Origin of the sequence: Rhodococcus sp. NyZ502, assembly GCF_041464245.1 — a bacterium.
Taxonomy (GTDB): Bacteria; Actinomycetota; Actinomycetes; order Mycobacteriales; family Mycobacteriaceae; genus Rhodococcus_F; species Rhodococcus_F qingshengii.
The window spans coordinates 5,126,748-5,151,203 of record NZ_CP167155.1; the positions used below are offsets into that span (position 1 = coordinate 5,126,748).

The window sequence follows — 24,456 nt, forward strand, 5'->3', positions numbered from 1 at the left end:
GATCCCCGCTGATCAAGTTGCCCGGTCACCCGATCGGTGGCAGGAGCTTGACACCATTGTGACCACTGTCACGCAAGAGGCTCAGGGCCGGGGTGCCCTCACGGGGTGACCCACGTCGAAGTGCCGTCGCTGAAACATCCCTGACCTGTGGCGATATTGAAAACAAGGGTGGGACCACCTGAGCAGATCGCCCCGACGTCCGCGTCACCCACCGCCGCTCTGCCGCCAGGTCCGCTGAGCACCACGGCAAAGGGTGAGGAGTCGGTGCGACCGAGTGCGAGCGAACCCGGGCCGTACGCGACCGCGGCAAGTAACCCACCGCGCGACTCCGCCGCAGCAACGCCGCCGAAGAGGCCGAGGCCTGCCGACCTGCCGCCGTCTCGAGAATCCGCGACGCCGACGCCGTCGCCCTCGACGTGTGAAATCGCGTAACTGGAGGGATCTGCCACCGCTCGGCATGCGGATGACCCGTCGACGATCGTCTGATCTTGCCCGCGCGCCGAACAATCCAACGTCGCGGCTGACGCTGTTCCGCTACCGAGTGACAATCCGAAGGCGGCAAGAATCACACCGCCCGCCGCTAAGCTTGCTGCTCGCATTTTCCGGCGATCCATATCCAACCCCCACAGTGCATTCGACGTGACCGTACATTCGACGTCTGATCGAATTACCCGATATGTCCGCCTCTGACGCTACCCGTCTTTGTTCTTCCGATCGCGGTCCTTGCTCGGTTGAACACGTTTGGGTTCACCGGGCATTTTGGGATAGTTCGGCGGGTACGGCAGATCGCCCAGTCCTGCCGCCAGATCCTTCTCCCACATCTCCAACAGAACATCGAGGGCAAAGGCCTTGTCGTGCATGGCTTCCATCGGATCACCACGATCGGCGAGCAAGCCGGGAACCGTGGCGATGGTGCAGTCGTCTGGATGCACGTCGCGCAGTTCGTCCCAGGTCACCGGCGTCGACACAGTTGCGATCGGCGTCTTACGAGCGGAATACGCCGCCGCGATCGTCCGGTCACGGGCATTCTGATTGAAGTCGATGAAGATCCGTTCACCCCGCTCTTCCTTCCACCACGCGGTTGTGGCGCGATCGGCACTACGACGCTCGACTTCACGAGCAAGGGCGATACCCGCGTGACGGACCTCGACAAAATCCCAGCGCGCCTCGAGCGGGATGTAGACGTGAAGGCCTCGGCCACCGGACGTCTTGGGAAATCCTTCCAATCCCAACTCAGCGAGCAGAGGGCGAAGGACCTCGTCCGCGATGGCAACGGCCTCGTCGAACCCGGTCCCCGGTTGCGGATCGAGATCGATGCGCAGTTCGTCCGGGTGGTCGGTGTCCGGGCACCGCACGGCCCAGGGATGAAACGTGACAGTCCCGAGATTGGCGGCCCACACGATGTTCGCAGCACTTCGCACTCGAAGGACGTCGGCCTTGCGACCCGACGGGAACGTGACCTCGCAGGATTCGACGTGCTCGGGCCGTTTTGCCGGCAGCCGCTTCTGGTAAACCTCTTCGCCCTCGATGCCGTCGGGGAATCGCTGAAGATGCGTGGGCCGATCTTGGAGCGCCCGCAACGCTGCACCCTGCAGCGCCACCGTTCGGTAGTACTCGACAAGATGCCGTTTGGTTCCGCCGTCCTCACCCAACTGCGGATAGTAGATCTTGTCCGGGCTCGACAATCGGACCGCGATCCCGTCGACGTCCAGTTCAGCTGCCGGGCTCGCCATCACTTACCGCCTGCAAGAACATCCGCGAAGTCGTATCGCACCGGAACCTCCAACTGATCGAATGTGCATTCGTCGGGCACCCTGTCCGGACGCCAGCGCAGGAATCGTGCAGCGTGCCGAAAGCGTTCCCCTTCCATCTGGTCGTACGCCACTTCGAGCACCCGCTCAGGACGAAGCGGAATCCAGGAGCGGTCTGCGGCCGATCTCCACCGGCTGGCCTCTCCCTCGGCTACAACGTCGTCCCCGAGGCGCAAAGGTTCGAGTTCGGCCAACAACTCGATCCGCCGCGCCGCGGTGAAAGCAGAAGCGCCACCGACCATCTTCAATTCGGAACCGTCGTACAGACCAAGAAGCATCGACCCGATACCTGGCTGACTCTTGTGGGGACGGTAGCCCAGCAGTACGACATCCGCGGTCCTGGCGTGTTTCACCTTGATCATCTCGCGCTTGTTCGGCAGGTACGGTCCCGCCAGCTTCTTGGCGACAACCCCGTCGAGACCCGCGCCTTCGAAGGTTTCGAACCAGGCCATTGCTTCGGCGCTGTCGGCCGTCGCTGCCGTGACGTGGCAACTCGGCCCGCCACCGACGCAATCGAGGAGCAACGCACGTCGAACCCCGAAGTCCTCGATCGAGACGTCGCGATCCCCGAGCGCCAGTAAATCGAACCCGACAAATTGCGCGGGCGTCTGTTCCGACAACAATGCGACGCGGCTCGCGGCGGGGTGAATCCGCTCGGAGAGCGCTTCCCAACTCAGGCGCGTCACACCGTCGATCTCACGGGGAACCACCAGTTCTCCGTCCACCACACATTTTTCGGGCAATTCAGACTTGACGGCTTCCACCGCTTCGGGAAAGTACCGCGCCAGGTCCTTTCCTCCTCGCGATCCGAGCACCACTTCGTCACCGTCACGAAAGATGATTGCTCGAAATCCGTCCCATTTCGGCTCGTACGACCACGTCGGGTCACCGGACTCGGGCTGAGGCGGCACAGTGGCCGCAGCCTTCGCGAGCATCGGGGCGAGCGGCGGCATCAGGGGTAGCTCCACCTACCCATACTGACAGTCCGGTTGGCAATTCGACTACCGATGTATTGGAATAGGTCCCGAACAATCCACGAACCAACAGAACTATCCAAGAATCAACAAAGGGGTCCTTATGTCCGGAATCGTCCGGCGACTTTGCACTGCGGTGATCGCAACTTCTGCAATCGCCGCCTTCACCGTCGGTTGCGGTTCCGACATCGAGCCGAAAGCCATTGCGGAATCATCTTCCTCGGTTGCCGATTCGACCACTACCTCCGCAGCCCCGACCACCTCGAAGATCACCGGCCAGGAGGGTTCGGACGACGGCGGCGACGTCGACATCGACGTGTCGATCGGTGATTGCGTCAAACTCGGCGGTACCACGACGGCCGCGGAAATCGACAACGCGGACTGCGGTAGCAAGGATTCCAACTACAAGGTGGTCGCCAAGGTTCCCACCTCTGATCTGTGTGCCTCCGATGTCGACTCGTACTACTACGAGACCCTCGCGGGTGACGAGCAGGGCGCTGTCTGTCTCGACGTCGACTGGGTAGTCGGCGGATGCATGGATCTCGGCAGCGGAATGGACGAGCCCGCCCGCATCGAATGCTCGGATACCAGCGGCACCAACGTCGTCGAGGTCGTCGAAATTCTGCAGAACTCCACGTCGATCGACGAATGCGGTTCGGGGGCAGACTCGGGATTCGAGCACCCGGAACGTAAGTTCACGGTCTGCGTCGCAACGCTCTGATTCGAGCGCCCTCCCGAAAAACACCTGTGCGCCTTGACAACCGATCTCGGTTGGCAAGGCGCACAGCGCTTTCTACAGCCGGCGCTTTCTACAGCCAGCCCCGACGCTTGAAGATCGTGTAGAGACTTCCACAGGTCAGGAACATCATCGAGAGTGCAAACGGATAGCCCAAGTGCCAGTGCAGCTCCGGCATGTCGTCGAAGTTCATCCCGTACACGGTTCCGATGAGCGTCGGCGCGAAGAGAATTGCCGCCCACGCCGAGACCTTCTTGATCTCCTCGTTCTGCGCGTAGCTTGCCTGCGTCAGATTGCGCATCTCCTCGTTCTGGTTCTGCGACACCAGAGTTGCGTTCACCGTGAGGATGTTTCCGAGCAACTGACGAAAGCCGTCGGCCCGCTCCACCACAGTCGTCGCATGGTCGGTGACGTCGCGCAGGTATCGCTGGAGTTCCTCGTCCGTGTGGTACTTGTCGAACCCTGCCGACAACCCACGCAGCATTCCCAGCAGCGGACGCGTCGCCCGCTGGAATTCGATCACCTCACGGGTCAGTTCGTAGATGCGACGCGAAACTCCGGGATCGCCACTGAATACTTCGGTTTCGATCTCGTCGATGTCGTTCTGCAGTCCGGCCACCACCGGGGCGTACCCGTCGACGACTGCGTCGAGAATGGCATAGAGAACGGCCTCGGTACCCAACCGCAACAGGTCAGGATCGTTCTCCATGCGAGTCCGCACCGCCGACAGATCCGGCGATTCACTGTGACGGACGGTCAGAATGAAGTTCGGACCACAGAAGATGTGCAACTCGCCGAATTCGACCCGCTCGGTCTCGTCGCGGTACCGCGCAGCACGCAGCACCACGAACAGTGTCTTGCCGTAGCGCTCGAGCTTGGGGCGCTGGTGCGCGACGATCGCATCCTCGACCGCCAGTTCGTGGAGGTCGAAATGTTGTGCAGCGGCATACAACTGGGCGTCGTCGGGCCGGTACATGCCGATCCACGCCATCGACTGCGAATCCGGAAGGCATGACAGTGCTTCCGCCAGCGTGGACGGTGACGCTATCCGCTCGCCGTCGCGGTACACGCCGCTGTTGACGACGGTCGATTCGACGGGCGCCACCGCCTCGGGCGGGGCAGCCTTGACGACGGTGCGCGCGGCACGCGAGTGTCCGGGATGTGAGTCACCGAGCCCCGCGGAACGACGCGGCAGTACCGAACGTGAACGACGAAATTCGCGCATGCTGAACAGCTTTCGAGGGAAGAGTGAACGACGACGCTTGCTTCACAGCAAAGCCGAAGCCGATGAACACACGATGAAGCTGCAGCAAAATACCGGATCAACCCGGGCGGCTACAGCTTCAGTTGGTACTCGGAGGTTGGCCACGCATTACAGCCACACCTCCTCTTCCCTGAATTCCTACGCAAGTCCGCGCACGACGCCAACATGCTACCCCGACTGTCAGAGCGGGACAAACCGAACGACAAGCCGCAGGACAGCACGAACCGGTCGGAGGAAACCCGCTCGACGAATGCAGCTTTCAGTCAGTTCGCAGCGCGCAATCCGCCGATCAACAGTTCGACGATCTGGTCCGCCAACGACTCCGTCTCCGCCAAAGTCTGCCCTTCACGCCTTCGGTACCAGAGGTCGATGCCGTTGAGACTGCTGAGGAGGACTTTTGCCGCCATTCGAGGTGAGCCCGCACGAATGGAACCATCCGCGACACCTTCGGTCATCACGTCGACGAACAGATTCTCGTAATCGAGTCGCAGCGAATTCAGTTCCACGAGGACTTGCTGTTGTCTCGGTTTGAGCGCGGAGTTCATCTGGCCCCGGACGCCTTGGTGGATCGTGTGGTGGTACCCGAGATGTGTCATGAGATTGACCAGGTGGGCGTGCGACATCGCTTCGAGACGCGCGAGGCCGCTTTCTGCCCCGCCCATCCGAGACTCGACCTCAGCGCGGAGCAGGCTCATCCCGCGCTCGTAGATTGCCAGGTAGATGTCGAACTTCGAACGAAAGTGGTAGTAGACAAGACCTTTGGTGGCGCCGATTCGATCGGCCAGTAAATCTACAGTCGTGGCCGCGTAACCGTCTTCGGCAAAGGCGTCGGCGGCGCTGGTGATGATCGCGGATCGCACGTCCGGAAGATCACTACTCATTCGACTTCCACTCCTCACACTGCCTGCCGGCCCTTGACTGTTTCCACGCCATCGCATAGTAATACTGAGTAGTATCCCAGATCAGAGAGGTTTTCCAATGTCGTTGGATTTTTCCGGCAAGGTAGCGATCATCACGGGCGCAGGCGGCGGACTCGGCCGTTCACACGCATTGGCCCTCGCCGCACGCGGCGCACGCGTCGTCGTCAACGACATGGGTGGCTCGGTCAACGGCAGTGGCGGCGCTGATACCGCAGCAGCCAAAGTAGTGGCGGAAATCGTCGAGCTGGGCGGCGAGGCCATCGCGGACCACTGCGACATCACCGACGTCGACGCCGTTGCCGCCATGGTCGCGACGGCCGTGGACAAGTGGGGCCGCGTGGACATCCTGATCAACAACGCCGGAATCCTGCGCGACAAGTCGTTCATCAAGGCCGAGCTCGACGACTTCCGCAAAGTCATCGACGTGCATCTGATGGGTTCCGTCATCTGTTCCAAGGCAGTCTGGCCGCACATGGTCGAACAGAACTACGGACGCATCCTCATGACTACGTCAGCATCGGGAATTTACGGCAACTTCGGCCAGGCGAACTACGGCGCCGCGAAGTCCGGCGTCGTCGGCCTGATGAACGTTCTCGCCATCGAGGGCGAACGCAAGGGCATCCGCGTCAACTCGCTGGCCCCGACCGCCGCGACCCGCATGACCGAAGACCTCCTCGACGAGAAGACTCTCGCTCTGCTTGCACCCGAATCGATTTCACCCGGCGCACTGTTCATGGTCTCCGATGACGCACCGACGAAGACCATCCTCAGCGCCGGCGCCGGCGTCTTCGCGATCGCTCGCATGGAAGAGTCGCAGGGCGTCTACATCCCCGAAGGCGCACTCTCGCCCGAGGTCGTCGCCGAACGGTGGTCCGAGATCAGTGACATGACCGATTCCGTCCAGGTGCCCGCGGCGTTCGATCAGACCCGCCGGTTCGTCGAGAAGGCCGTGGCGGAGCAGCCCAGCAACTGAGCAGGGCAACCAGACAACTGATCGACCCCGCTCCCCCTAAGGTGTGGTGGTGACCACACCTACGGGAGTATCGATCGTCGACATCGTCGACAGACTGGGAATGACGTTCCTCAGCGGTGGCGACACCGTCGACGGCGCCCGCACTGTCAGCCGCGTGACCCTGCACGAAGGGTCCGAAGCTACCCAGGACAGCGCGGGCGCCGTCGTACTCGGCGCAGGTCTCGCAGGTTCGGCCGATATCGCAACGGCGGTAAGAGAATACGGCTCGGCAGGTGCGGTAGCGCTGATCGTCAAAGAGCCCCTGGACTTCGACGGCCTCGTCGAGAAAGCGGTGGCCGACACCGACGTCGCACTCCTCGGAATGGTCAAGGATGCAAGCTGGCTGCAAAGCGCGTCGTTGATCAACGAGATCCTCGAATCCGGCAACAACGGGGACCGCACGTCGGCCGCCGACGCCGACCTGTTCGATCTTGCCAACTCGATCGCTCAGGTATTGAACGGCCCGGTCACCATCGAGAATCAGTCGAGCCGGATCCTCGCGTTCTCGGCGGATCAAGCCTTCGGCGACGAGGCACGTAAGCAGAGTGTCCTCGGACATCAAGTGCCGCAGCACTATTCCGATCGGCTCAGGTCAATGGGGTATTTCAACAAGATCTACGGCTCTACCCTGCCGGTATTTCTACCGGGTATCGGGCCGGGCATCAGGCCCCGCGTCGGCATGCGAATACATGCGGCATCGCAGATCCTCGGTTCGATCTGGGTGATCTTGGACGAGGAGCCGAACGAATTACAGGTCAAAACGCTCGTCGAGGCTGCGGGCGTGGCCGCCATGAGTTTGCTTCGCGCCAAACTGGCCGCGGATTCGGCACGACGACTGAGGTTGGGCGAGGTGATCACGTTACTGAGTGGCGGCACTTCAGCGAAGGAAGCGGCCGAGCGACTGGGCTACGGCCGTTCGAAAGCAAACGTGCTTGCGGCCGGCTTCCGTAGCGGCGCCGGTGCATCGTTGGAGGCCGAAGCCGACGTCGATCAACTGGCCCTGACACTCAATACCTATCTCGACCAAGTATTTCCGCTGTCGGTGGCGGCAGCGATCGGCGGCACCGTCTACGCCGTCATCCCACACACCCGGCACCAGACCGACGACGACTACGTGCGTCGGATCGCGTCGGAGTTTGCAGACCGTTCCCGTTCGGAAAAGTCGGTGGTCATCGGAATCGGTGCGACAGTGGCCGACGTGATGACGCTGGAGAAGTCACGCGACGAAGCCGACCGAGCGCTTCGCGTTCTGAGGTCGACGTGGAATTCCTCGGGCCGGACCGTCGCGCGCGCCGACGACGTGCAGATCAATTCCCTACTTCTGCGCCTCTCCGACGCCCTGGCGGACGAGAACGAGACCGCATCGGGTCCGCTCGCGGTACTGCGTGAGTACGACCGCAGTCACGACATCAACCTTGTCGACACGCTCCGCGCCTGGCTCGACACGTTCGGCGACATTCCGGCTGCTGCGTCCTTGGTTCACATCCACGTCAACACGTTCCGGTACCGCCTCAAGAAGCTTGCCGGGATTGCCGGCATCGATCTCGATGATCCGGAAACTCGATTCAGCCTGATGCTCCAGCTTCGTCTCTTCCATCCGACAATGTTGTAGCGATCTACCAAGTCTCACGAAACATTCGTAAATCCGGACGATGTTCTCGTTCTTTTGTTGGGTGAAGATTCAAGCAATCGTCTTTTGCTCCTGACCCGACAGACCTCGCGTCACTCGGGCGGGACCACACCTTCCGGAGGCACCATGAAACAACGGTCCTACGCACTACTGGCCGCGGCAACCGGCACTGTCCTTGCCCTGACCGCATGCTCGTCGGGTGGATCATCAGGTTCGGGTGGGGGTGAGCCGCTCACCGACGGCACCTTCAAGTTTGCACTCGTGGCCGACCCCGGCGCTCTGAATCCGCTGATGACTGCCGCTTCACCGGCACACGCACTGGCACGTCTGAGCTACGACTATCTGCTCAACCCAGATCCCGATACCGGCGTCACCAAGCCGTGGCTCGCCGAAAAATGGGAAGAGACAACTACTTCCGCGTCGTTCACCATTCGCGACGGCGTCACCTGTACCGACGGATCCGCCCTGACTGCTCAGACTGTCGCAGACACCGTCAACTTCATCACGAACGCCGCAAACAAATCCGCTCTCCGCGGGGTGTACGCACCGGCAACTGCAACTGCCAACGCCGACCTGGCAACACGGACAGTGACTGTTACGACTCCGGAGCCCTCGCCCTTCCTGCTCCTCAATCTGGCGCGGATTCCGATCATGTGCGAGGCAGGGTTGAAGGATCCGACGGCGGCAAACAAGACGACCTTCGGATCGGGCATGTTCCAGATGACCGAGGCAGTCGCCAACGATCATTACTCCTACGTTCGGCGCGACGGATACAACTGGGGACCTGACGACACCACCTCCGACACTGCCGGAGTGCCCAAGAATGTCGTCGCGTCCATCGTGACCAATACGAGTACGTCTGCGAATCAGCTGTTGTCCGGTGATCTGAATGCCGCCGCCGTCTCCGGCGCCGATCAGGACCGATTGAATGCCGCGAACCTGAACACGGTCAAGCAGCCGGCTCCGGCAGGCGAGATGTTCTTCAATCACAGCCCGGGTAATCCGACCAGCGATCCGGCCGTGCGCAAAGCCCTTGTCCAGGCGCTCAATCTCGACGACCTCGCCGAGATCTTCACCGCCGGCCGCGGAACCCGGTCTACCACGATGGTGTCCATCGAACCGAGGGCCTGCATCTACGACTCTGTCGCCGGAAACCTGCCGGCCTTCGATCCCAGCGCAGCCGCAGAAACTCTCGAATCAGCGGGCTGGAAAATCGGTGCCGACGGTAAGCGCAGCAAGGACGGCACACCGCTCCGACTTCGGATGGTCTACGAAACGTTCGGTGACTCGACCGATGCTGCCGCCGACGTCGCACTCAACGCTTGGAACAATCTGGGCGCAACTGTCGAACTCACCAGCGGAGACTCGAACAAGATCCTCGATGTAGCACTCAGCGGCAAGGACAACACCGCGTGGGATGTTGCGTGGGAGCCGATCAACGTCGCGCTGCCCAGCATGCTCGTACCCTTCCTCTCCGGTCCGGTGCCAGCTGCGGGACTCAATTTCTCGTCGATCTCCAACCCGGCCTACGACGCAGCCGTCGCCAAGGCTTCGGGACTGACCGGCGAGGATGCTTGTGCCGCTTGGGCAGACGCCGAATCAGAGATCATCAAAGCAAACTCCGCGGTACCTTTTGCCGACAAGATCACGACTCTCTACTTCAACAATGCGGGTCTCGCATTCGGCCGTAATTTCACCGGTTCGGCCCTGCGCCTGTACCAGTAGACCGCCGGTAGCGACCGGGGAAATCGTCGTGTTTCGCCGGTCGCTGTCGGTATACGGACAGGTATTCACTGATCCTGACGGTTTTCGTGGGAGCGGACGAAAATCGACCCGATTTTCGTGAGGATCGACAGAGATGCGCGTCACGTCATGCGCCAAGATTTAGCAGTCAACACTCAACCGCGCCCTCACGTTTTTCGCTCGGGCCCCTGCTCCATCACGGAGGCACCATGAAACACCGCTTCTATCCAACACTTGCGGCAGCCGCAGGGCTCACGCTTGTGTTGTCTGCTTGTGGCTCGGGAGGCACGTCCTCGGGCGCCAGTGGCGGTGAACCGGCCACCGACGGGACCTTCCGTTTCGCCCTGCAGGCCGATCCGGGTGCTCTCAACCCGATCATGTCGGCCGCCTCGGCGACCGCCGAGTTGTCGCGTTTGGCGTACGACTACCTGATCTACCAGGATCCCGATACCAGTGAAGTCGGACCGTGGTTGGCGGAGAAGTGGGAGGAGACCCCGACCTCGGCGTCCTTCACCATCCGTGACGGGGTGACCTGTACCGACGGATCGACGCTGACACCGCAGACCGTCGCGGACAACATCAACTTCGTGGCCAACCCGGACAACGGTTCACAGTTGCGCGGGTCCTCCGTGCCGACCGGCGCCACTGCGACTGCCGATCCTGCAACGCGCACTGTCACGGTGACCACTCCGGCGCCGAGCCCGTTCCTTCTTCTCAACGTCGGTCGCCTGCCGATCCTGTGCGAGGCCGGATTGAAAGATCCGACAGCGTCGAACAAGAAGTCGCTCGGCACCGGCATGTTCGAAGTCACCGAAGTTGCCGCCAACGACCACTACACGTTCCAGCGTCGCGAGGGCTACAACTGGGGCCCCGACGGCACGACCTCCGACACCCCGGGCGTCCCCAAGACGGTCGTCGCCGCCATGTCGCCGAACGTGAGCACCGCCACAAATCAGCTGCTCTCGGGTGAACTCAACGCAGCTCCGATCGCCGGTCCGGACAAGGACCGCGTCGCGGCAGCCAATCTGGACTCCGTCGGTCGGCCTCTGCCGGCAGGCCAGATGTAGTTCAACCAGATCGCGAGTAATCCCACCAGCGATCCCGCAGTGCGCAAGGCCCTGATCCAAGCGGTCGATCTCGACGACCTCACTCAGGTCATCACCGCCGGACACGGGGTCCGGGCAACCAGCCTCGTCGCCGTCGAACCGCGCGCCTGCGTTTACGACTCTGTCGCAGGCAACATTCCGGACTTCGACCTCACTGCCGCCAAGGCAACACTGGACGGCGCTGGTTGGACCGCCGGCGCTGACGGCAAGCGAAGCAAGGATGGCAAGCCGCTCAATCTCCGCCTCGTGTACGACGGCACCGACGATCCGCGCAACGCGGCGGCCGAACTTGCTCAGTCGGCGTGGTCCGAACTCGGCGCAAACGTCGAGGTGACCGGGGGCGACTCGAACAAGATCATCGACGTCATTCTGAGCGGCAAGGACAACTCTGCCTGGGACATCGCCTGGGTCCAGGTCAACTCCTCGCTGCCCAGCACCTTCACTGCGTACTTTGCCGGGCCGGTTCCCGCAGCAGGCAAGAACTTCGGATCGGTCAGCAACCCCGCCTACGAAGCAGCAGCCACCAAGGCTTCCGGTCTGACCGGTAGCGACGCTTGTGACGCCTGGGCCGACGCCGAGTCGGAGCTCACCAAGACGATCGCGGCCGTGCCCTTCGCAGACTCCGTCATGAACGTGTACTTCAACAAGGCCGGACTCTCATTCGGCAAGTCGCTCAACGGTTCTGCGCTGCGTCTCTACCAGTAGGCCGTCCGCCCACTCTGAAATATCTTCCCGCCCCAGCATCCCGCCCTCCGGAAAGACAGCCCATGAGTCAAACTATTGAAGCCGCGAAACCAGAAGCGGCGCCTCAGGCTCGAGCAAAGTGGCTCGAGTCCGACAGCTGGCCCGCATATCTTCTGCGTCGTTTCGGCACCTTCGTGATTTCACTCTGGGCGCTGGTGACTGCGGCGTTCCTGATGCTCCAACTGATTCCGGGAGACCCGGTTCGGTTGGCACTGGGAATGAACGCACCGGTCGAACTGGTCGAGACAACGAGGTCTCAGCTCGGTTACGACCTTCCCTTGTGGCAGCAGTACTTCCGATTCGTCGGCGGGTTGCTGAGCGGGAATCCCGGTGACTCGATCACCTTGAGGACTCCGGTCTTCGAGGTGATCGCGTCCCGCCTACCGGCAACACTCGAACTGGCTGTACTCACAGTCGTCACGGTGCTGCTAGTGGGCATTCCGATCGGCCTCATCTTCGCTGCACTGACCCGCAACGGTCGACGACGCGGAGTCGAGATCGGTTACACCGCAACGTCGGGCACCATCGCCGTGATCCCCGAGTTCATGTTCGGTACGGCGCTGGTCTACCTCTTTGCCGTCACGTTCCCTGTTCTGCCCGTCGCCGGCCGAGGTGGACCGGAAAGCTACATCCTCCCGGTCGCGGCCATGTCGATCGGTGCCATCGCCTCGATGTCGCGCATCGTCCGTGCAGAGGCGCTCGGCGTGTTGGACATGGACTACATCCGTACGGCGCGCGCCAAGCGAATGCCCGTGGCACGAATCTACTTCCGTCATGCAATGCCCAACCTCATGACGTCGACGCTGACGCTCGCCGGACTCCTCCTGGGTGGTCTGATTGCCGGCACCGTGCTCATCGAGAGCATCTTCGCCTGGCCCGGCATGGGCATGGCGCTGGTCAAGTCCATCACCGAGAAGGACTACCCGCTCGCCCAGACACTGGTCGTGATCTACGGCGCCATCGTCCTTCTCATCAATTTCATCGTCGACGTGGTGCTCGCTCTCATCGACCCACGATCCACAATTCGGGAGAACTGAGTTGAGCACCTCACCTACGGCCCCCACTGCCGCCCCCAAGACGCCCCCGCGACGACACTGGATCGTCGGAACGTTCCGCACCCCATTGGGAATCCTGGCCCTCACCTTCCTGACCGCTCTGATCGCCCTCGTCATCTTCGGACCGATGATCTGGGGTGACGCCGCTGTCGCAGCCAACCCGAAGGCACTCTCTCAGGGACCGAGTTCCGAGCACATCTTCGGCACCGACGCCGGCGGGCGTGACGTCTTCGCCCGCACGATGACCGCCGCGAGACTGTCGGTGCTCATGGCTCTCGGAGCCGTCGCACTCGGTGTCACAATTGGCCTGATACTCGGTACGCTCCCGACGCTCGCTCCCCGCTGGGTCGGACGAATGGTCGTGGCATTCCTCAACTTCGCCATCGCATTCCCCGGACTGCTCCTCGCGATCTTCCTGTTGGTCGTTCTCGGACAGGGTGCTGGCAGCGCGGTGATCGCCATCGGTCTCGCCCTGGCCTCGCCGTTCGCGAGGTTGACGTACGCACTGGCTTCGTCGGTCAACGGACGCGACTTCATCGACGCAGCACGCATCCTCGGGGTTACCAAGCCGGGGCTGCTGTTCCGCCACATTCTCCCCAATATCCGTGAACCACTCATCGTCAATGCCAGCATCGCTGTCGGCAGCGGCCTCGTGGTCTTCGCCGGACTCTCGTTCCTCGGCTTGGGCATTCAGCCGCCTGCATTCGACTGGGGCCGGATGCTCAACGAAGGTCTGTCGAAGATCTTCGTCAACCCGGCCACCGCACTCGCCCCCGGCATCGCCGTCGTGCTCGCCGGCTTGACCTTCACGCTGCTCGGCGAGGCCATTGCTCGCGGCGCGGGAGTTCGCAGCCCGATCAGCAGTCGCCTGCCGAAGTGGAAGCCGATCAACCGGAAAACTGCCCAGGCCGATTCGGCGCCCACCGACGAAGACGCGGTACTGACCGTCCGCAACATGTCCGTCGCAGTCCCCGCGGGTGACGACTGGCGTCGCCCCGTCGACAACATCAGTTTTACAGTTCACCGCGGCGAAACCGTGGGCATCGTCGGTGAATCCGGGTCCGGAAAGTCACTGAGTTGCATGGCAATCGCGCAGCTGACCGACCACCCCACCGTGGTCGACGCCGGGCTCATCGAGTTCGACGGCACCGTGCTGATGAAGGACGGCAAGCGGCCGGACGACGCGGCTTCGCGCAAGGTTGCCCGCCAACTCGGCACACGTATGGCGATGGTGTTCCAGGATCCGATGTCGTCCATGAATCCGTCTCTCAAGGTCGGATACCAGGTCGCCGAGATCGGTTGGCTCCACGAAGGTATGAGCAAGGCCGACGCGAAGAAGGCGGCAGTCGAGCGACTGAACGCCGTCAAGATCCCCGACGCGCCCAGGCGTGCGAAGCAGTACCCCCACGAGTTCTCCGGCGGTATGCGTCAGCGCGCGATGATCGCCATGGGTCTGATGGGTAAGCCCGCTCTGATCATCGCGGACGAACCCACCACTGCGCTCGACGTGACCGTTCAGCGTGAGGTCCTCGGGCTGCTCCACGAGGTTCGCGAAGAAACCGGCGCCGCAATCCTTCTCATCTCGCACGACATGGCCGTCATCACCGGCATGTGCACCCGTGTCCTGGTCATGTTTGCCGGCGAAATCGTCGAAGACATCGCAGTAGACGATCTGATTGCCGGCCGTGCAAAGCATCCGTACACCCGCGCGCTGATCGCCGCGGTCCCCACCATGAGCACCGATCGCGACAAGCCGCTTGCCACCGTCGACGAAGCCTGGCAGGTGGAGAGCCTCGACGCCGAGGAGAGCACCGCCGACATCGAGTTGGAAGAACTGTTGGCTGTTGCAGAGGAGATCCGATGAGCAGACTCGAATTCCGTGACGTCAACGTCCACCTCGGTAGCGGTTCGAAAAAATTCCACGCCGTCAAGAACATCAATCTCGACATCCCCTCCGGATCGGTGGTCGGTCTCGTCGGTGAATCGGGTTCCGGAAAGTCGACACTGGCGCGAGCAACTGTCGGCCTGGCCGAGCCCAGTTCCGGCCAGATCCTTCTCGACGGTGTGGACGTCGCTCACGCCCGCGGCGCGACGGCTCGTCTGCGCCACCGGATCCAGATGGTCTTCCAAGATCCGTACTCGTGCCTCGACCCGCGAATGACCATCGGCCAGTCACTCGCCGAGGCGCTGCGGTCCACCGAGCGTCGTGACAAAGCTCGGCGCAGCCGCGGCGACCGCGCTGCCGAGGTCGCTCGACTCCTCACCACCGTCCAACTGCCGGTGGAGAAGGCGCACGAATACCCATCGTCGTTGTCGGGTGGTCAGCGCCAACGCGTTGCCCTCGCGCGGGCTTTGGCAGCCGCACCGGCAGTTCTGCTTGCCGACGAAATCACCTCCGCTCTGGACGTGTCCGTGCAGGGCGCGGTTCTGAATCTGTTGGTGGATCTGCAGAAGCAGCTTGGTCTGACGGTTCTGTTCGTCAGTCACAACCTGGCGGTGATCCGCTACGTCTGTGACCACGTCGCAGTCATGCTCGGCGGCGAGATCGTCGAGCACGGGCCGGTTCTCGACGTGATCGATTCGCCGAAGGAGCCGTACACGGCAAAGCTGTTGTCCGCGATCCCGACATTCGGGGAGCCGATGTTCCAATGACAACGCCGACCACTCTCGACTCCCCCGCTGCCGTAGCCCGTGCCGAAGAACGTCGTTCGGCGAGAATCCAGGATTACGCGTCCGTGGTTACACCGACCAGCATCGCCGTATCGGCGTCGGGACGCATTGCATACGTACGTACCGAATCGAATCCGGCTGCGGATACCAACGAGCACTCGATCTGGTTGGCTTCCCCGCAACTACAGCTCACCGCGGGACCTGCCGACACCTCGCCGGCTTGGCATCCCGTTTCGACGCTGTTGGTCTTCGTTCGGCCGGATTCCTCGGGCACACCACAACTGTGGAAGGTCGACGCCACCGGGGGCCCGGCAACACAGCTGACCACCACGGCGCAGCTCCCGCTCGGCGCGGGGGCACCGGTGTTCTCTCCCGACGGCGCTCGGATCGCCTTCAGCGCCCCCGTCGACCGCACTGCCGCCGGATCGTCATGCCTCTTGGTGGCGAAGCGCCTCAACTACAAGGTCGACGGATCCGGTGTCCGGGGCAGCGTTCGGGCGCACCTGTTCGAGTTCGACCTGGTCGCCGGCTCGCTACGGCAGCTGACGGACGGCGATTGGGACGCTTCGTATCCCGCGTACAGTCCCGACGGCACCGAACTTGCTTTCACCGCGGCGATGGACGGCGACGCCGATCTGACGCGGGCGAGTTCCGCCTGGACCGTATCGCTGACTGATCTCGCCTCCGCTCCGCGGATGTTGGGGCACGCACGCGGCATCGCAGGACCACTTGCATGGACACCTGCCGGCGACGCGGTCGTAGCCGTCGGTTGGCACACACCGATCATTCACAACAACGAACTTCTTGTCCTGCACCGCGACCAGCGAGTGGAAGACCGCAGCCTGACGTCCGGACTCGACCGAAACGTCATGCCGGGCGGGACCGGTTATCCCGGTGGCGCACCGAGTTTCACCGCCGACGGCGACATCGTCTTCTGCATCCGCAACCACGGCTCCACCGAACTGCACAAGGTCGATTTCGGATCAGGCTCCGTCTCACCACTTCTCACCGGCGAGCAGACAGTGGTCTCAGGCCTTGCCCTGACGTCCGGGCGAGCCGTCGTCGCGCTGGCAACGGCGACATCCTTCGGCGAGGTCGCCGTCATCGACCTCGAGACTCGTGCAGTCGAAACGGTCACCGAATTGAACACGGAACTGACAACTTCCGTCGCGTTTCCAGTCGCCTCCGAGCGTTGGTTCGACATCAGCGACGGCACCCGTGTTCAGGGTTGGATCCTGCGCGACCCGAACGTCACGGGCGCCGGTCCGCTGGTTCTGGACGTCCACGGCGGACCACACAATGCCTGGACCGGAACGCCCACCGTGATGCACGCATACCACGCGGAACTGGTCGCGCTGGGATTCACGGTCTTGATGATCAATCCGCGCGGAAGTGACGGCTACGGAAACGACTTCTTCGACGGTGTGCGGGACGGCTGGGGTGAGGCGGATCGTGCCGACCTGCTCGAACCGGTCGAAACCCTTGTCGCCGAGGGGATGGCCGATCCGAAGCAACTGGTACTCACGGGCTACAGCTACGGCGGATTCATGACGTGCGCCCTGACGTCCGTCACCGATCGGTTTGCCGTCGCAGTCGCCGGTGGTCTCGTTTGCGACATCGCGAACACAGCCGGCCCCTCGGACGAGGGCATCTTGCTGCAGACGGTCGAATTCGACCCGCAGTCATCTCGGGTACGGGAACTTTCGCCGCTGGGGCGAGTCTCCCAGGTGACGACACCGACGCTGATCCTTCATGGCGGCAGCGACGTCCGTTGCCCGGTCAACCAGGCCGAACAGTGGTTCGGTGGACTGCGTTTGGCCGGCACCCCGACCGAGTTGGTGGTTTTCCCGGACGCGTCACATGCCTTCGTGTTGACGGGTCGGCCGTCCCACCGACTGGAGTACAGCACTCGTCTCGTCGACTGGATCGAACGGCACCTCTCCCCCAAGCCCGCACTGACCACGGTCGATCCCGACTACTGGCAGTACCGACTCGACACCCTGAGTGCGAAGTACGGGGTGCCCGGCGCCTCGCTGGGAATTCTGACCACAACCCGCAGCGGATTCGACCGCACCGTGATCACGTCCGGTGTCGTCAGTACCCGCACCGGCGTCGCGGCTACGCCCGACACGCTGTTCCAGATGGGTTCGATCAGCAAGGTCTGGACGGCCACCCTGATCATGCAGCTCGTCGAAGAAGGATTGCTGGATCTCGACTCACCTGTCCGGAACATCTTGCCGGACTTCGCAGTTGCCGACGCGGTAGCCACCGAAACGGTCACGACTCGCCACCTGTTGACTCACACCAGTGGCATCGACGGTGACGTTTTCATCGACGGCGGGCGCGGCGACGACTGCGTCGAGCGATACGTCGCATCACTGAAATCAACGGTGCAGCTCTTCGCCCCCGGCACCGATTGGTCGTACTGCAACACCGGCTTCGTGATCGCCGGACGAATCATCGAGGTTCTCCGAGGTAAGAGTTGGGACGCGGTTCTGCGCGAGCGGATCATCGAACCGCTCGGCCTGACCAAAACCACGACCCTGCCTGAGGAGACGGCACTGCACCGCGCTGCAGTCGGGCACGTCGCCGGTGCCGCAGTCGGGCACGTCGGCGGCGCCGACAATCTCGAGCAGACACCACAGTTCCTCATCCCCCGCTCGATGGGCCCCGCCGGCCTCATCAACAGCACGGCCGAAGATCTACTCCTGTTCGCTCAGGACTCGATGCGCGAGGACCCGGTTCTCCTTCGGCGTTCCACTCATCTGGCGATGCTCGAGGAGCGCCGCCAGATCGGTGACGTGTCGTCAGCGGACATCATGGGAACCACGTGGCTGCTGCACAATTGGGGCGGTGTACTGGCTCATGGCCACAATGGCGGAACTCTCGGCCAGCAGTCGTTCTTGCGAGTGGTGCCGTCGTGCGGTCTAGCCGTGGTCCTGATGGCCAACGGTGGAGCAATGGACGCTCTCTCCGGCGATCTTCTGGCTGAAGTAATCGGTTCCATAGGCGGCGTCAGTGTGACACCGGCATTCTCGCCTGGTGACCCCCACACCCGCGTCACGTCCTCACCTGAAGAACTCGATGCGCTGTGCGGCCTGTACCGCGATGCCGCAGCCGATTTCGTCTTGGAAAGGACCGGCGGTTCCCTGACCGCCCGCCGCACCGATCACATCGACCCTTCGGTCACCGCCGAAAGCGCAGAGTCCGTCTCTCTCAGCCTGATCGAAGTTCACCCTGGAGTGTTCGGGACCCGACTCCCTCAATCAGCGGGTTGGATCCGGATCACGTTCTCCGACAACGGGAGTACACAATTGCTACACGTCGGAAGCCGCGCGTATCCGCGAGTGAACAACCGATGACCATTCTCCGCGATCTGGCCGAGCGCCAACTTCCTCAGATCCTCGAGGACGCCATCGCGCTCATCGAAGTCGAGTCGCCGTCACACGATCTCGAAGCTGTTGCCCGCAGCGCGAAGTGGACGTCAGACCTTGTCCACGAACGACTCGGCGTGACACCGGAGTCGATAGTGACGGAAGGCCGTACCCATCTGGTGACCCGTTTCGGCAGCTCACCGACGCGGCTGATGCTGCTCGGTCATCATGACACCGTGTGGCCGATCGGCACCCTGACACGCCTGCCCGCAGCCGTCACCGACGGAGCGCTCCGAGGTCCGGGCGGACTCGACATGAAACTTGGTGTCGTTCAGGCAATCCACGCCCTCGCTATCGTCCGGGAGCTGCACGGCGACGATGCACTCGACGGAATCACACTCCTCGTGACCGGTGACGAAGAAATCGGTTCACCCACGTCGCGGTCCCTCATCGAGGAACTTGCGGCAGGCGCGGTACTGGTTCTCGAGGCCGGCGGTGACGGTGGCGAACTGAAGACTGTCCGCAAGGGAGTGTCGCTGTATCGGATCCATGTTGCCGGTCGCGCCGCCCACGCCGGGCTGGAGCCGGAAAAAGGCATCAACGCTGCAGTAGAACTGGCTCGTCTCGTGATCGCGATCAACGACTTGTCCTCGCCGGCACAGGCAACCACCGTCACCCCGACTGTCATTTCAGCCGGAACCACAACCAACACCGTTCCGGCAGAAGCCTTCGTCGACGTGGACGTGCGCGCAACCAGCGCCGCCGAGCAGGAGCGCGTCGATGCGAATATCCGAGCCCTGCAGGCAATCCACCCCGAAGCCGTAGTCACGGTCTCGGGTGGTGTCAACCGTCCACCTCTCGAAGGGACGATGTCCGCACCGTTGCTGGCGTTGGCGGAACGCGTTGCGCTCGAGCATGATCTGACTCCGCCCGTCGGCCTCGCCGTAGGCGGAGCCTCGGACGGAAACTTCACTGCCGGTATCGGTATCCCCACGCTCGACGGCCTCGGTGGCGTCGGCGGCGGTGCACACGCCGAGACCGAGCATGCGCTCGTGTCCGCAATCGCTCCGAGGACGGCGTTGGTTGCGGGCCTTATTCGTTCGATCACGTCTGAAGGGGGCCCTCGTGTCGAAAAGCAAAGCGGTTGAGTTTCGAGAACTGGTCGATACCCGCGAAATAGCCGATCTATCCGCCGTTTTCGACGAGATCTGGGCTACCAGTCCCGGACCGGCTCATTTCGGCACTGCGATGTTGGTTGCGCTTCACCACGGTGGTCACTACGTGGTGGGAGCCTTTTCCGAAGGCGAAATGATCGGTGGTTGCGTCGGATTCTTCGTCGAGCCTCTCGGCGAGGTTCTGCACTCACACATCGCCGGAGTACTACCGGGACACGCAGGCAAGGGAATCGGCCGCGCCCTCAAGCATCATCAGCGAGACTGGTGCATCGAGCGCGGCGTCAAGACGATCCGGTGGACCTTCGATCCACTGGTCGCACGAAATGCCTATTTCAACATTCAGCGTCTCGGAGCCGAACCGGCCGAATACAACCCGGATTTCTACGGGTCGATGGCAGACGGAATCAATGCAGGCGACGCCAGCGATCGTATGCTCGTCAGTTGGGACCTCGACGTCGGTGGATCTCCGAGTTCTACTGTGGCCGTGAATGATACATTCAAGGTGCTTCAACCCACCGAAGACGGTACGCCTCGAATGCTCCCGATCCCACCCGACTGCGTCGATATCGCAGTCGGAATACCCAGAGACATCGAGCATCTGAGAACAGTCGACCGCGCCTCTGCCTTTGCCTGGCGACACGCGCTTCGCGAGTACCTCGAACCACTGATCGCCTCGAAGGAATGGCAATCGACCGGCTTCGACCCCAGCGGCTATTACATGTTCACGAAAATCTGCGAGACAACCGGAGAAGAGCAAGTCCATGCACATTGAGTCCGTCGAATTGCGCGAACTGCGCATCCCTCTCGTCTCCCCCTTCACCACGTCATTCAGCACCCAGCTCGAGCGCAACACCCTCGTCCTGAAAGTGAGCGGCACCACCGACGGCCCCAACGGTCCGGTGGAGACCGTCGGCTGGGGCGAGTGCGGCTCGCTCAGCGATCCGTACTACAACTCCGAATACACCGCTGGTGCGCGGGCGATGCTTCGCGAGTATCTTGTTCCGACGCTACGTAAGTCGCAGTCGGATCAACCGCTCACCGCCGAGACGGTCGGCAGCGTACTTCACCACATCGTGGGTCACCAGATGTCGAAGTCGGCTATCGAAATGGCAATTCTCGATGCTGAATTGCGCGCTCGCGGACAGTCTTTCGCTCGGTACCTCGGTGCCACTCGCACGCGAGTTCCCTCGGGAGTGTCCGTCGGCATCCAGGACAGCATCCCTCAACTGCTCGAGACCGTCGGCAACTATCTGTCGCAGGGTTACGTGCGAATCAAGCTGAAGATCAAGCCGGGCTGGGACATCGCTCCCGTGGCTGCGGTGCGCAAGGAGTTCGGCTACGACGTTCCTCTGCAGGTCGACGCGAACGCCGCGTACACCCTCGTCGACGCGCAGTTGCTCCGTCGCCTGGACGAATTCGCACTGCTCCTCATCGAACAGCCGCTGGCCGAGGACGATTTGGTGCAGCACGCCAAGCTCGCCCAGTCCCTTTCGACTCCGATCTGCCTCGACGAGTCGGTCGAGTCGGCCAAGGATGCGGCGGATGCCATCACGCTCGGTGCCGCTTCGGTCATCAACATCAAGCCGAGCCGTGTCGGTGGATATCTGGAAGCCAAGCGCATCCACGATCTCGCCTCGGCACACGGTATTGCGGTGTGGTGCGGCGGAATGCTCGAGACCGGAATCGGCCGCGCCGCCAACGCAGCCCTCGCGGCGCTGGACGGATTCACGCTGCCCGGCGACATCTCGGCGTCCGATCGCTTCTACAAGGAAGACATCACCGAACCTTTTGTCATCGAGGACGGCCACATCGCCGTGCCGCAGGGACCGGGCTTCGGTGTGACTCCGCGCGAAGACGTCATGGATCGCTTCACGGTCGGAACCGAGATTCTGTAGGTCCGTCACACAGTTACGCAGCAGCCACCTCCACCTTCACCCCGGAGGTGGCTGTTCGTCGTTTGTGTCGGTAGGGGGGTGCATAGTGATTCGGACATGACGTTCTGCACCGAAAGGCCCCCGATGAGTAGCTGGTCCGATCGCCCGATCTGCGCGTTCGACCTCGAGACCACGGGGCGGGATCCGTCGACCGCTCGTATCGTCAGTGCCTGCGTCGCGGTGATCGACGGTTCGAGTGTCGAAACACGCACGTGGCTACTCGATCCCGGCGTCGACATCCCCGCCGGCGCCTCGGCTGTTCACGGCATCAGCACCGAGTTCGCGGCGCAACACGGCCAGGATTATTCCGAGGGCTACGAAGAGATTCGCGAGGCTCTGCACAATTCCTGGGCGCGCGATCACGCCGTCGTGGCGTTCAATGCCTCCTATGATCTGACGGTCATGCATGCCGAGGGTCTGCGCATCGGCAAGCCTGCATTCGTTCCGGGGTTGGTGATCGATCCGTACGTGATCGATCGGGCGATGGATACGTTCCGCAAGGGCAAGCGAACGCTTGCGGCCGTGTGCGAGCACTACGGAATTTCATTGGAGTCGGCGCACGAAGCCGAGGCCGATGCCAAAGCTGCGGCAGCGTTGGCCCGCGAGTTGGCCGTGCGGTTCCCCGACATCCTGGGGCTCGATCTCATGGTCGATCAAGCCGATTGGCACGCCGAGCGGCAACGCGATTTCGCCGAGTACCTTCTCAGCCAAGGGAGGGACGTGGCAGATGTGAACGGCCAGTGGCCGATTCGCATCATCGCCTGACGTCCTCCCCGGCTCGGACGACCGCGCGCTACGCCGGGACCGGCGGCCACACCGGCGCAATGGACCACGGACGGGCTGTTTCGAGCTGCGACGCAACCTGAATCAGCAGATCTTCACGGCCGAACGCGCCGACCAACTGCACGCCGATCGGAACGCCGGCCGAGTCATGACCCATCGGCAAGGAAATCGCCGGCTGACCTGAACTGTTGAACGGACTGGTCAAGCCGCTGTACCCGGCCGAATGCTCCCAGATCGACATAGGATTCGCCGTATCGAGCAGACCGAGCGGAGCTGCCGGCCGAGCCATCGTCGGAGTCAGCAACAGGTCGTGATCGACAAAGAACGCACCGATCACCTGGGCGGCCCGCTCGAGTTCCTGCAACGCCTTGACGACGTTCGTCGCACTTTCGGACTTCGCGCGGTCGTAGATCATCCGCGCCATCGGCTCGAGGTCGTCGTCGCGGATCGCGCGGTTCAGGGCGTCGAGTCGTTCGTCGACCTCGATCGTCATCGGAATGCCCATCAACACCGACAGCCCGGCAGTGAGCGCATCGAGCGGAAAGTTCGGGGCACTCTCGGTGACATCGTGACCGAGTTCTTCGAGCAGGCCGGCAACACCGGTCGCGACGGCCGAGCACTCCGGGTCCACCGGTGTGCCGTCAGGAAGAGCGTTACTCAGACCGATCCGCAACCGTCCGGGATCGGCACCCACTTCCTCGATGTACGGCCGCTTCGGCGCCAGGATCACGTAAGGATCGCCCACTGTCGGCCCGGCGGACAGATCGAGAAGCAGCGCAGTGTCGCGGACACTTCGGGTGAGCGCGTGATGAACACTCATCGGCGACGAGAAGAGCGTGCGCGCCGGTGCCGTCGGAGTACGTCCTCGGCTCGGCTTGAGGCCTACCAGGCCGCAGGCCGATGCGGGAATACGGATCGATCCACCACCGTCGCTGGCATGCCCGCCTGGCACGATCCCGACGGCAACAGCTACAGCCGTGCCACCCGAAGATCCGCCGGGCGAACGATCAAGGGCGTAAGGGTTACGGGTGGGTCCGAACAGCGCAGGTTCGGTACTCGCGTTCTTGCCGAACTCCGGGGTGTTCGTCTTGCCGATGACAACCAGACCAGCCTGGCGGTAGCGCTCGACGAGCGTCGAATCATTTTCTGCCACAGCGTCGGCGAACAATCGAGATCCATTGGTGCTCGGCAATCCTGCCACATCCATGCCGAGGTCTTTGATCACGAACGGGACGCCGTGCAGTGGGCCATCCGGCAGGCCGCCTGATACCTCGTTGCGCGCTTCCTCTCGACGCTCACTGATCACCGCGTTGACTGCCGGGTTGCGCTCGTCGAGCCTGTCCAGACTGAACTCGAGGACTTCCTTGGCGGAGACGTCGCCGCTCTTGATCGCTTCGGCCAGGCCGGTCATGTCGTTGTTGTCGAACAAATCCTGCATCGATGCCCTCATCACTCGTGTCGAACTCTGCCGATAGTGAGGTCCGTCATATCAACCGGAGCGGCGACGGAGTTCCGAAATTCCGCT

General features: G+C 62.6%; 18 protein-coding genes and 1 pseudogene. 13 read left to right on the forward strand and 6 right to left on the reverse strand.

Translation table 11 applies throughout. The annotated features are described in order from the left end of the window. Positions 1 to 98: 98 nt before the first annotated feature. From ACBG85_RS23625 to ACBG85_RS23635, 3 genes are all read right to left on the reverse strand, one after another. Positions 99 to 614 carry a DUF6764 family protein gene (locus ACBG85_RS23625; RefSeq protein ID WP_039973227.1) on the reverse strand — a complete coding sequence of 172 codons (516 nt, stop codon included), beginning with the start codon at positions 612 to 614 and terminating at the stop codon, positions 99 to 101. Between the two features lie 78 nt (positions 615 to 692). After that, the gene (ligD, locus tag ACBG85_RS23630) at positions 693 to 1,733 is read right to left on the reverse strand and encodes a non-homologous end-joining DNA ligase (RefSeq protein ID WP_161120070.1); all 1,041 of its coding nucleotides are present in this window, start codon (positions 1,731 to 1,733) and stop codon (positions 693 to 695) included. Further along, positions 1,733 to 2,779 (reverse strand): ATP-dependent DNA ligase, encoded by a 1,047-nt coding sequence (locus tag ACBG85_RS23635; protein WP_039973226.1) that lies wholly within the window; start codon positions 2,777 to 2,779, stop codon positions 1,733 to 1,735. Before ACBG85_RS23635 ends, ligD begins: the two co-directional genes overlap by 1 nt. 109 nt (positions 2,780 to 2,888) lie before the next feature. Here ACBG85_RS23635 and ACBG85_RS23640 point away from each other — a divergent pair, with 109 nt between their 5' ends. Beyond that, positions 2,889 to 3,506, forward strand: a complete 618-nt coding sequence (locus tag ACBG85_RS23640; RefSeq protein WP_007731384.1) for a hypothetical protein — start codon at positions 2,889 to 2,891, stop codon at positions 3,504 to 3,506. An 88-nt stretch (positions 3,507 to 3,594) separates the two neighbouring features. On the opposite strand, the gene ACBG85_RS23645 is transcribed toward ACBG85_RS23640, so the two are convergent. Both ACBG85_RS23645 and ACBG85_RS23650 read right to left on the reverse strand, forming a co-directional pair. Next, a complete protein-coding gene (locus ACBG85_RS23645) occupies positions 3,595 to 4,746 on the reverse strand; it encodes a magnesium and cobalt transport protein CorA (protein ID WP_007731382.1) in 1,152 nt (383 codons plus the stop codon). A 302-nt stretch (positions 4,747 to 5,048) separates the two neighbouring features. After that, the gene (locus tag ACBG85_RS23650; RefSeq protein WP_007731377.1) at positions 5,049 to 5,666 is read right to left on the reverse strand and encodes a TetR/AcrR family transcriptional regulator; all 618 of its coding nucleotides are present in this window, start codon (positions 5,664 to 5,666) and stop codon (positions 5,049 to 5,051) included. Positions 5,667 to 5,763: 97 nt separating this feature from the next. On the opposite strand from ACBG85_RS23650, the gene ACBG85_RS23655 reads away from it, so the two are divergent. The 12 genes and pseudogenes from ACBG85_RS23655 (at position 5,764) to ACBG85_RS23710 (ending at position 22,913) form a co-directional block, all read left to right on the forward strand. Beyond that, a complete protein-coding gene (locus tag ACBG85_RS23655; RefSeq protein ID WP_007731375.1) occupies positions 5,764 to 6,678 on the forward strand; it encodes an SDR family NAD(P)-dependent oxidoreductase in 915 nt (304 codons plus the stop codon). Between the two features lie 49 nt (positions 6,679 to 6,727). Continuing rightward, complete coding sequence (locus ACBG85_RS23660) at positions 6,728 to 8,329, forward strand: CdaR family transcriptional regulator (protein WP_007731373.1); 1,602 nt, start codon at positions 6,728 to 6,730, stop codon at positions 8,327 to 8,329. A gap of 144 nt (positions 8,330 to 8,473) precedes the next feature. Then, the gene (locus ACBG85_RS23665; RefSeq protein WP_003940579.1) at positions 8,474 to 10,072 is read left to right on the forward strand and encodes an ABC transporter substrate-binding protein; all 1,599 of its coding nucleotides are present in this window, start codon (positions 8,474 to 8,476) and stop codon (positions 10,070 to 10,072) included. A 395-nt stretch (positions 10,073 to 10,467) separates the two neighbouring features. After that, positions 10,468 to 11,901, forward strand: a pseudogene (locus tag ACBG85_RS23670) (ABC transporter substrate-binding protein). A 62-nt stretch (positions 11,902 to 11,963) separates the two neighbouring features. After that, positions 11,964 to 12,977 carry an ABC transporter permease gene (locus tag ACBG85_RS23675; protein ID WP_003940249.1) on the forward strand — a complete coding sequence of 338 codons (1,014 nt, stop codon included), beginning with the start codon at positions 11,964 to 11,966 and terminating at the stop codon, positions 12,975 to 12,977. A gap of 1 nt (position 12,978) precedes the next feature. Further along, a complete protein-coding gene (locus tag ACBG85_RS23680) occupies positions 12,979 to 14,859 on the forward strand; it encodes a dipeptide/oligopeptide/nickel ABC transporter permease/ATP-binding protein (RefSeq protein ID WP_225320135.1) in 1,881 nt (626 codons plus the stop codon). After that, entirely contained in the window at positions 14,856 to 15,647 is a 792-nt protein-coding gene (locus ACBG85_RS23685; protein ID WP_003940215.1) for an ABC transporter ATP-binding protein, read from the forward strand. The genes ACBG85_RS23680 and ACBG85_RS23685 overlap by 4 nt, the downstream gene beginning before the upstream one ends. Beyond that, complete coding sequence (locus tag ACBG85_RS23690; RefSeq protein WP_372025109.1) at positions 15,644 to 19,027, forward strand: serine hydrolase; 3,384 nt, start codon at positions 15,644 to 15,646, stop codon at positions 19,025 to 19,027. The genes ACBG85_RS23685 and ACBG85_RS23690 overlap by 4 nt, the downstream gene beginning before the upstream one ends. Beyond that, complete coding sequence (locus tag ACBG85_RS23695; RefSeq protein ID WP_003939777.1) at positions 19,024 to 20,187, forward strand: M20/M25/M40 family metallo-hydrolase; 1,164 nt, start codon at positions 19,024 to 19,026, stop codon at positions 20,185 to 20,187. Before ACBG85_RS23690 ends, ACBG85_RS23695 begins: the two co-directional genes overlap by 4 nt. Beyond that, entirely contained in the window at positions 20,165 to 20,986 is an 822-nt protein-coding gene (locus tag ACBG85_RS23700) for a GNAT family N-acetyltransferase (RefSeq protein ID WP_030535170.1), read from the forward strand. The genes ACBG85_RS23695 and ACBG85_RS23700 overlap by 23 nt, the downstream gene beginning before the upstream one ends. Continuing rightward, the gene (menC, locus tag ACBG85_RS23705; RefSeq protein ID WP_003940422.1) at positions 20,976 to 22,109 is read left to right on the forward strand and encodes an o-succinylbenzoate synthase; all 1,134 of its coding nucleotides are present in this window, start codon (positions 20,976 to 20,978) and stop codon (positions 22,107 to 22,109) included. The genes ACBG85_RS23700 and menC overlap by 11 nt, the downstream gene beginning before the upstream one ends. 123 nt (positions 22,110 to 22,232) lie before the next feature. Then, positions 22,233 to 22,913, forward strand: coding sequence for a 3'-5' exonuclease (locus ACBG85_RS23710; protein ID WP_003940028.1), 681 nt, complete (start codon positions 22,233 to 22,235; stop codon positions 22,911 to 22,913). A gap of 28 nt (positions 22,914 to 22,941) precedes the next feature. Here ACBG85_RS23710 and ACBG85_RS23715 read toward each other — a convergent pair whose 3' ends face one another. Then, positions 22,942 to 24,369 carry an amidase gene (locus tag ACBG85_RS23715; RefSeq protein ID WP_116057885.1) on the reverse strand — a complete coding sequence of 476 codons (1,428 nt, stop codon included), beginning with the start codon at positions 24,367 to 24,369 and terminating at the stop codon, positions 22,942 to 22,944. Between the last annotated feature and the right edge of the window lie 87 nt (positions 24,370 to 24,456).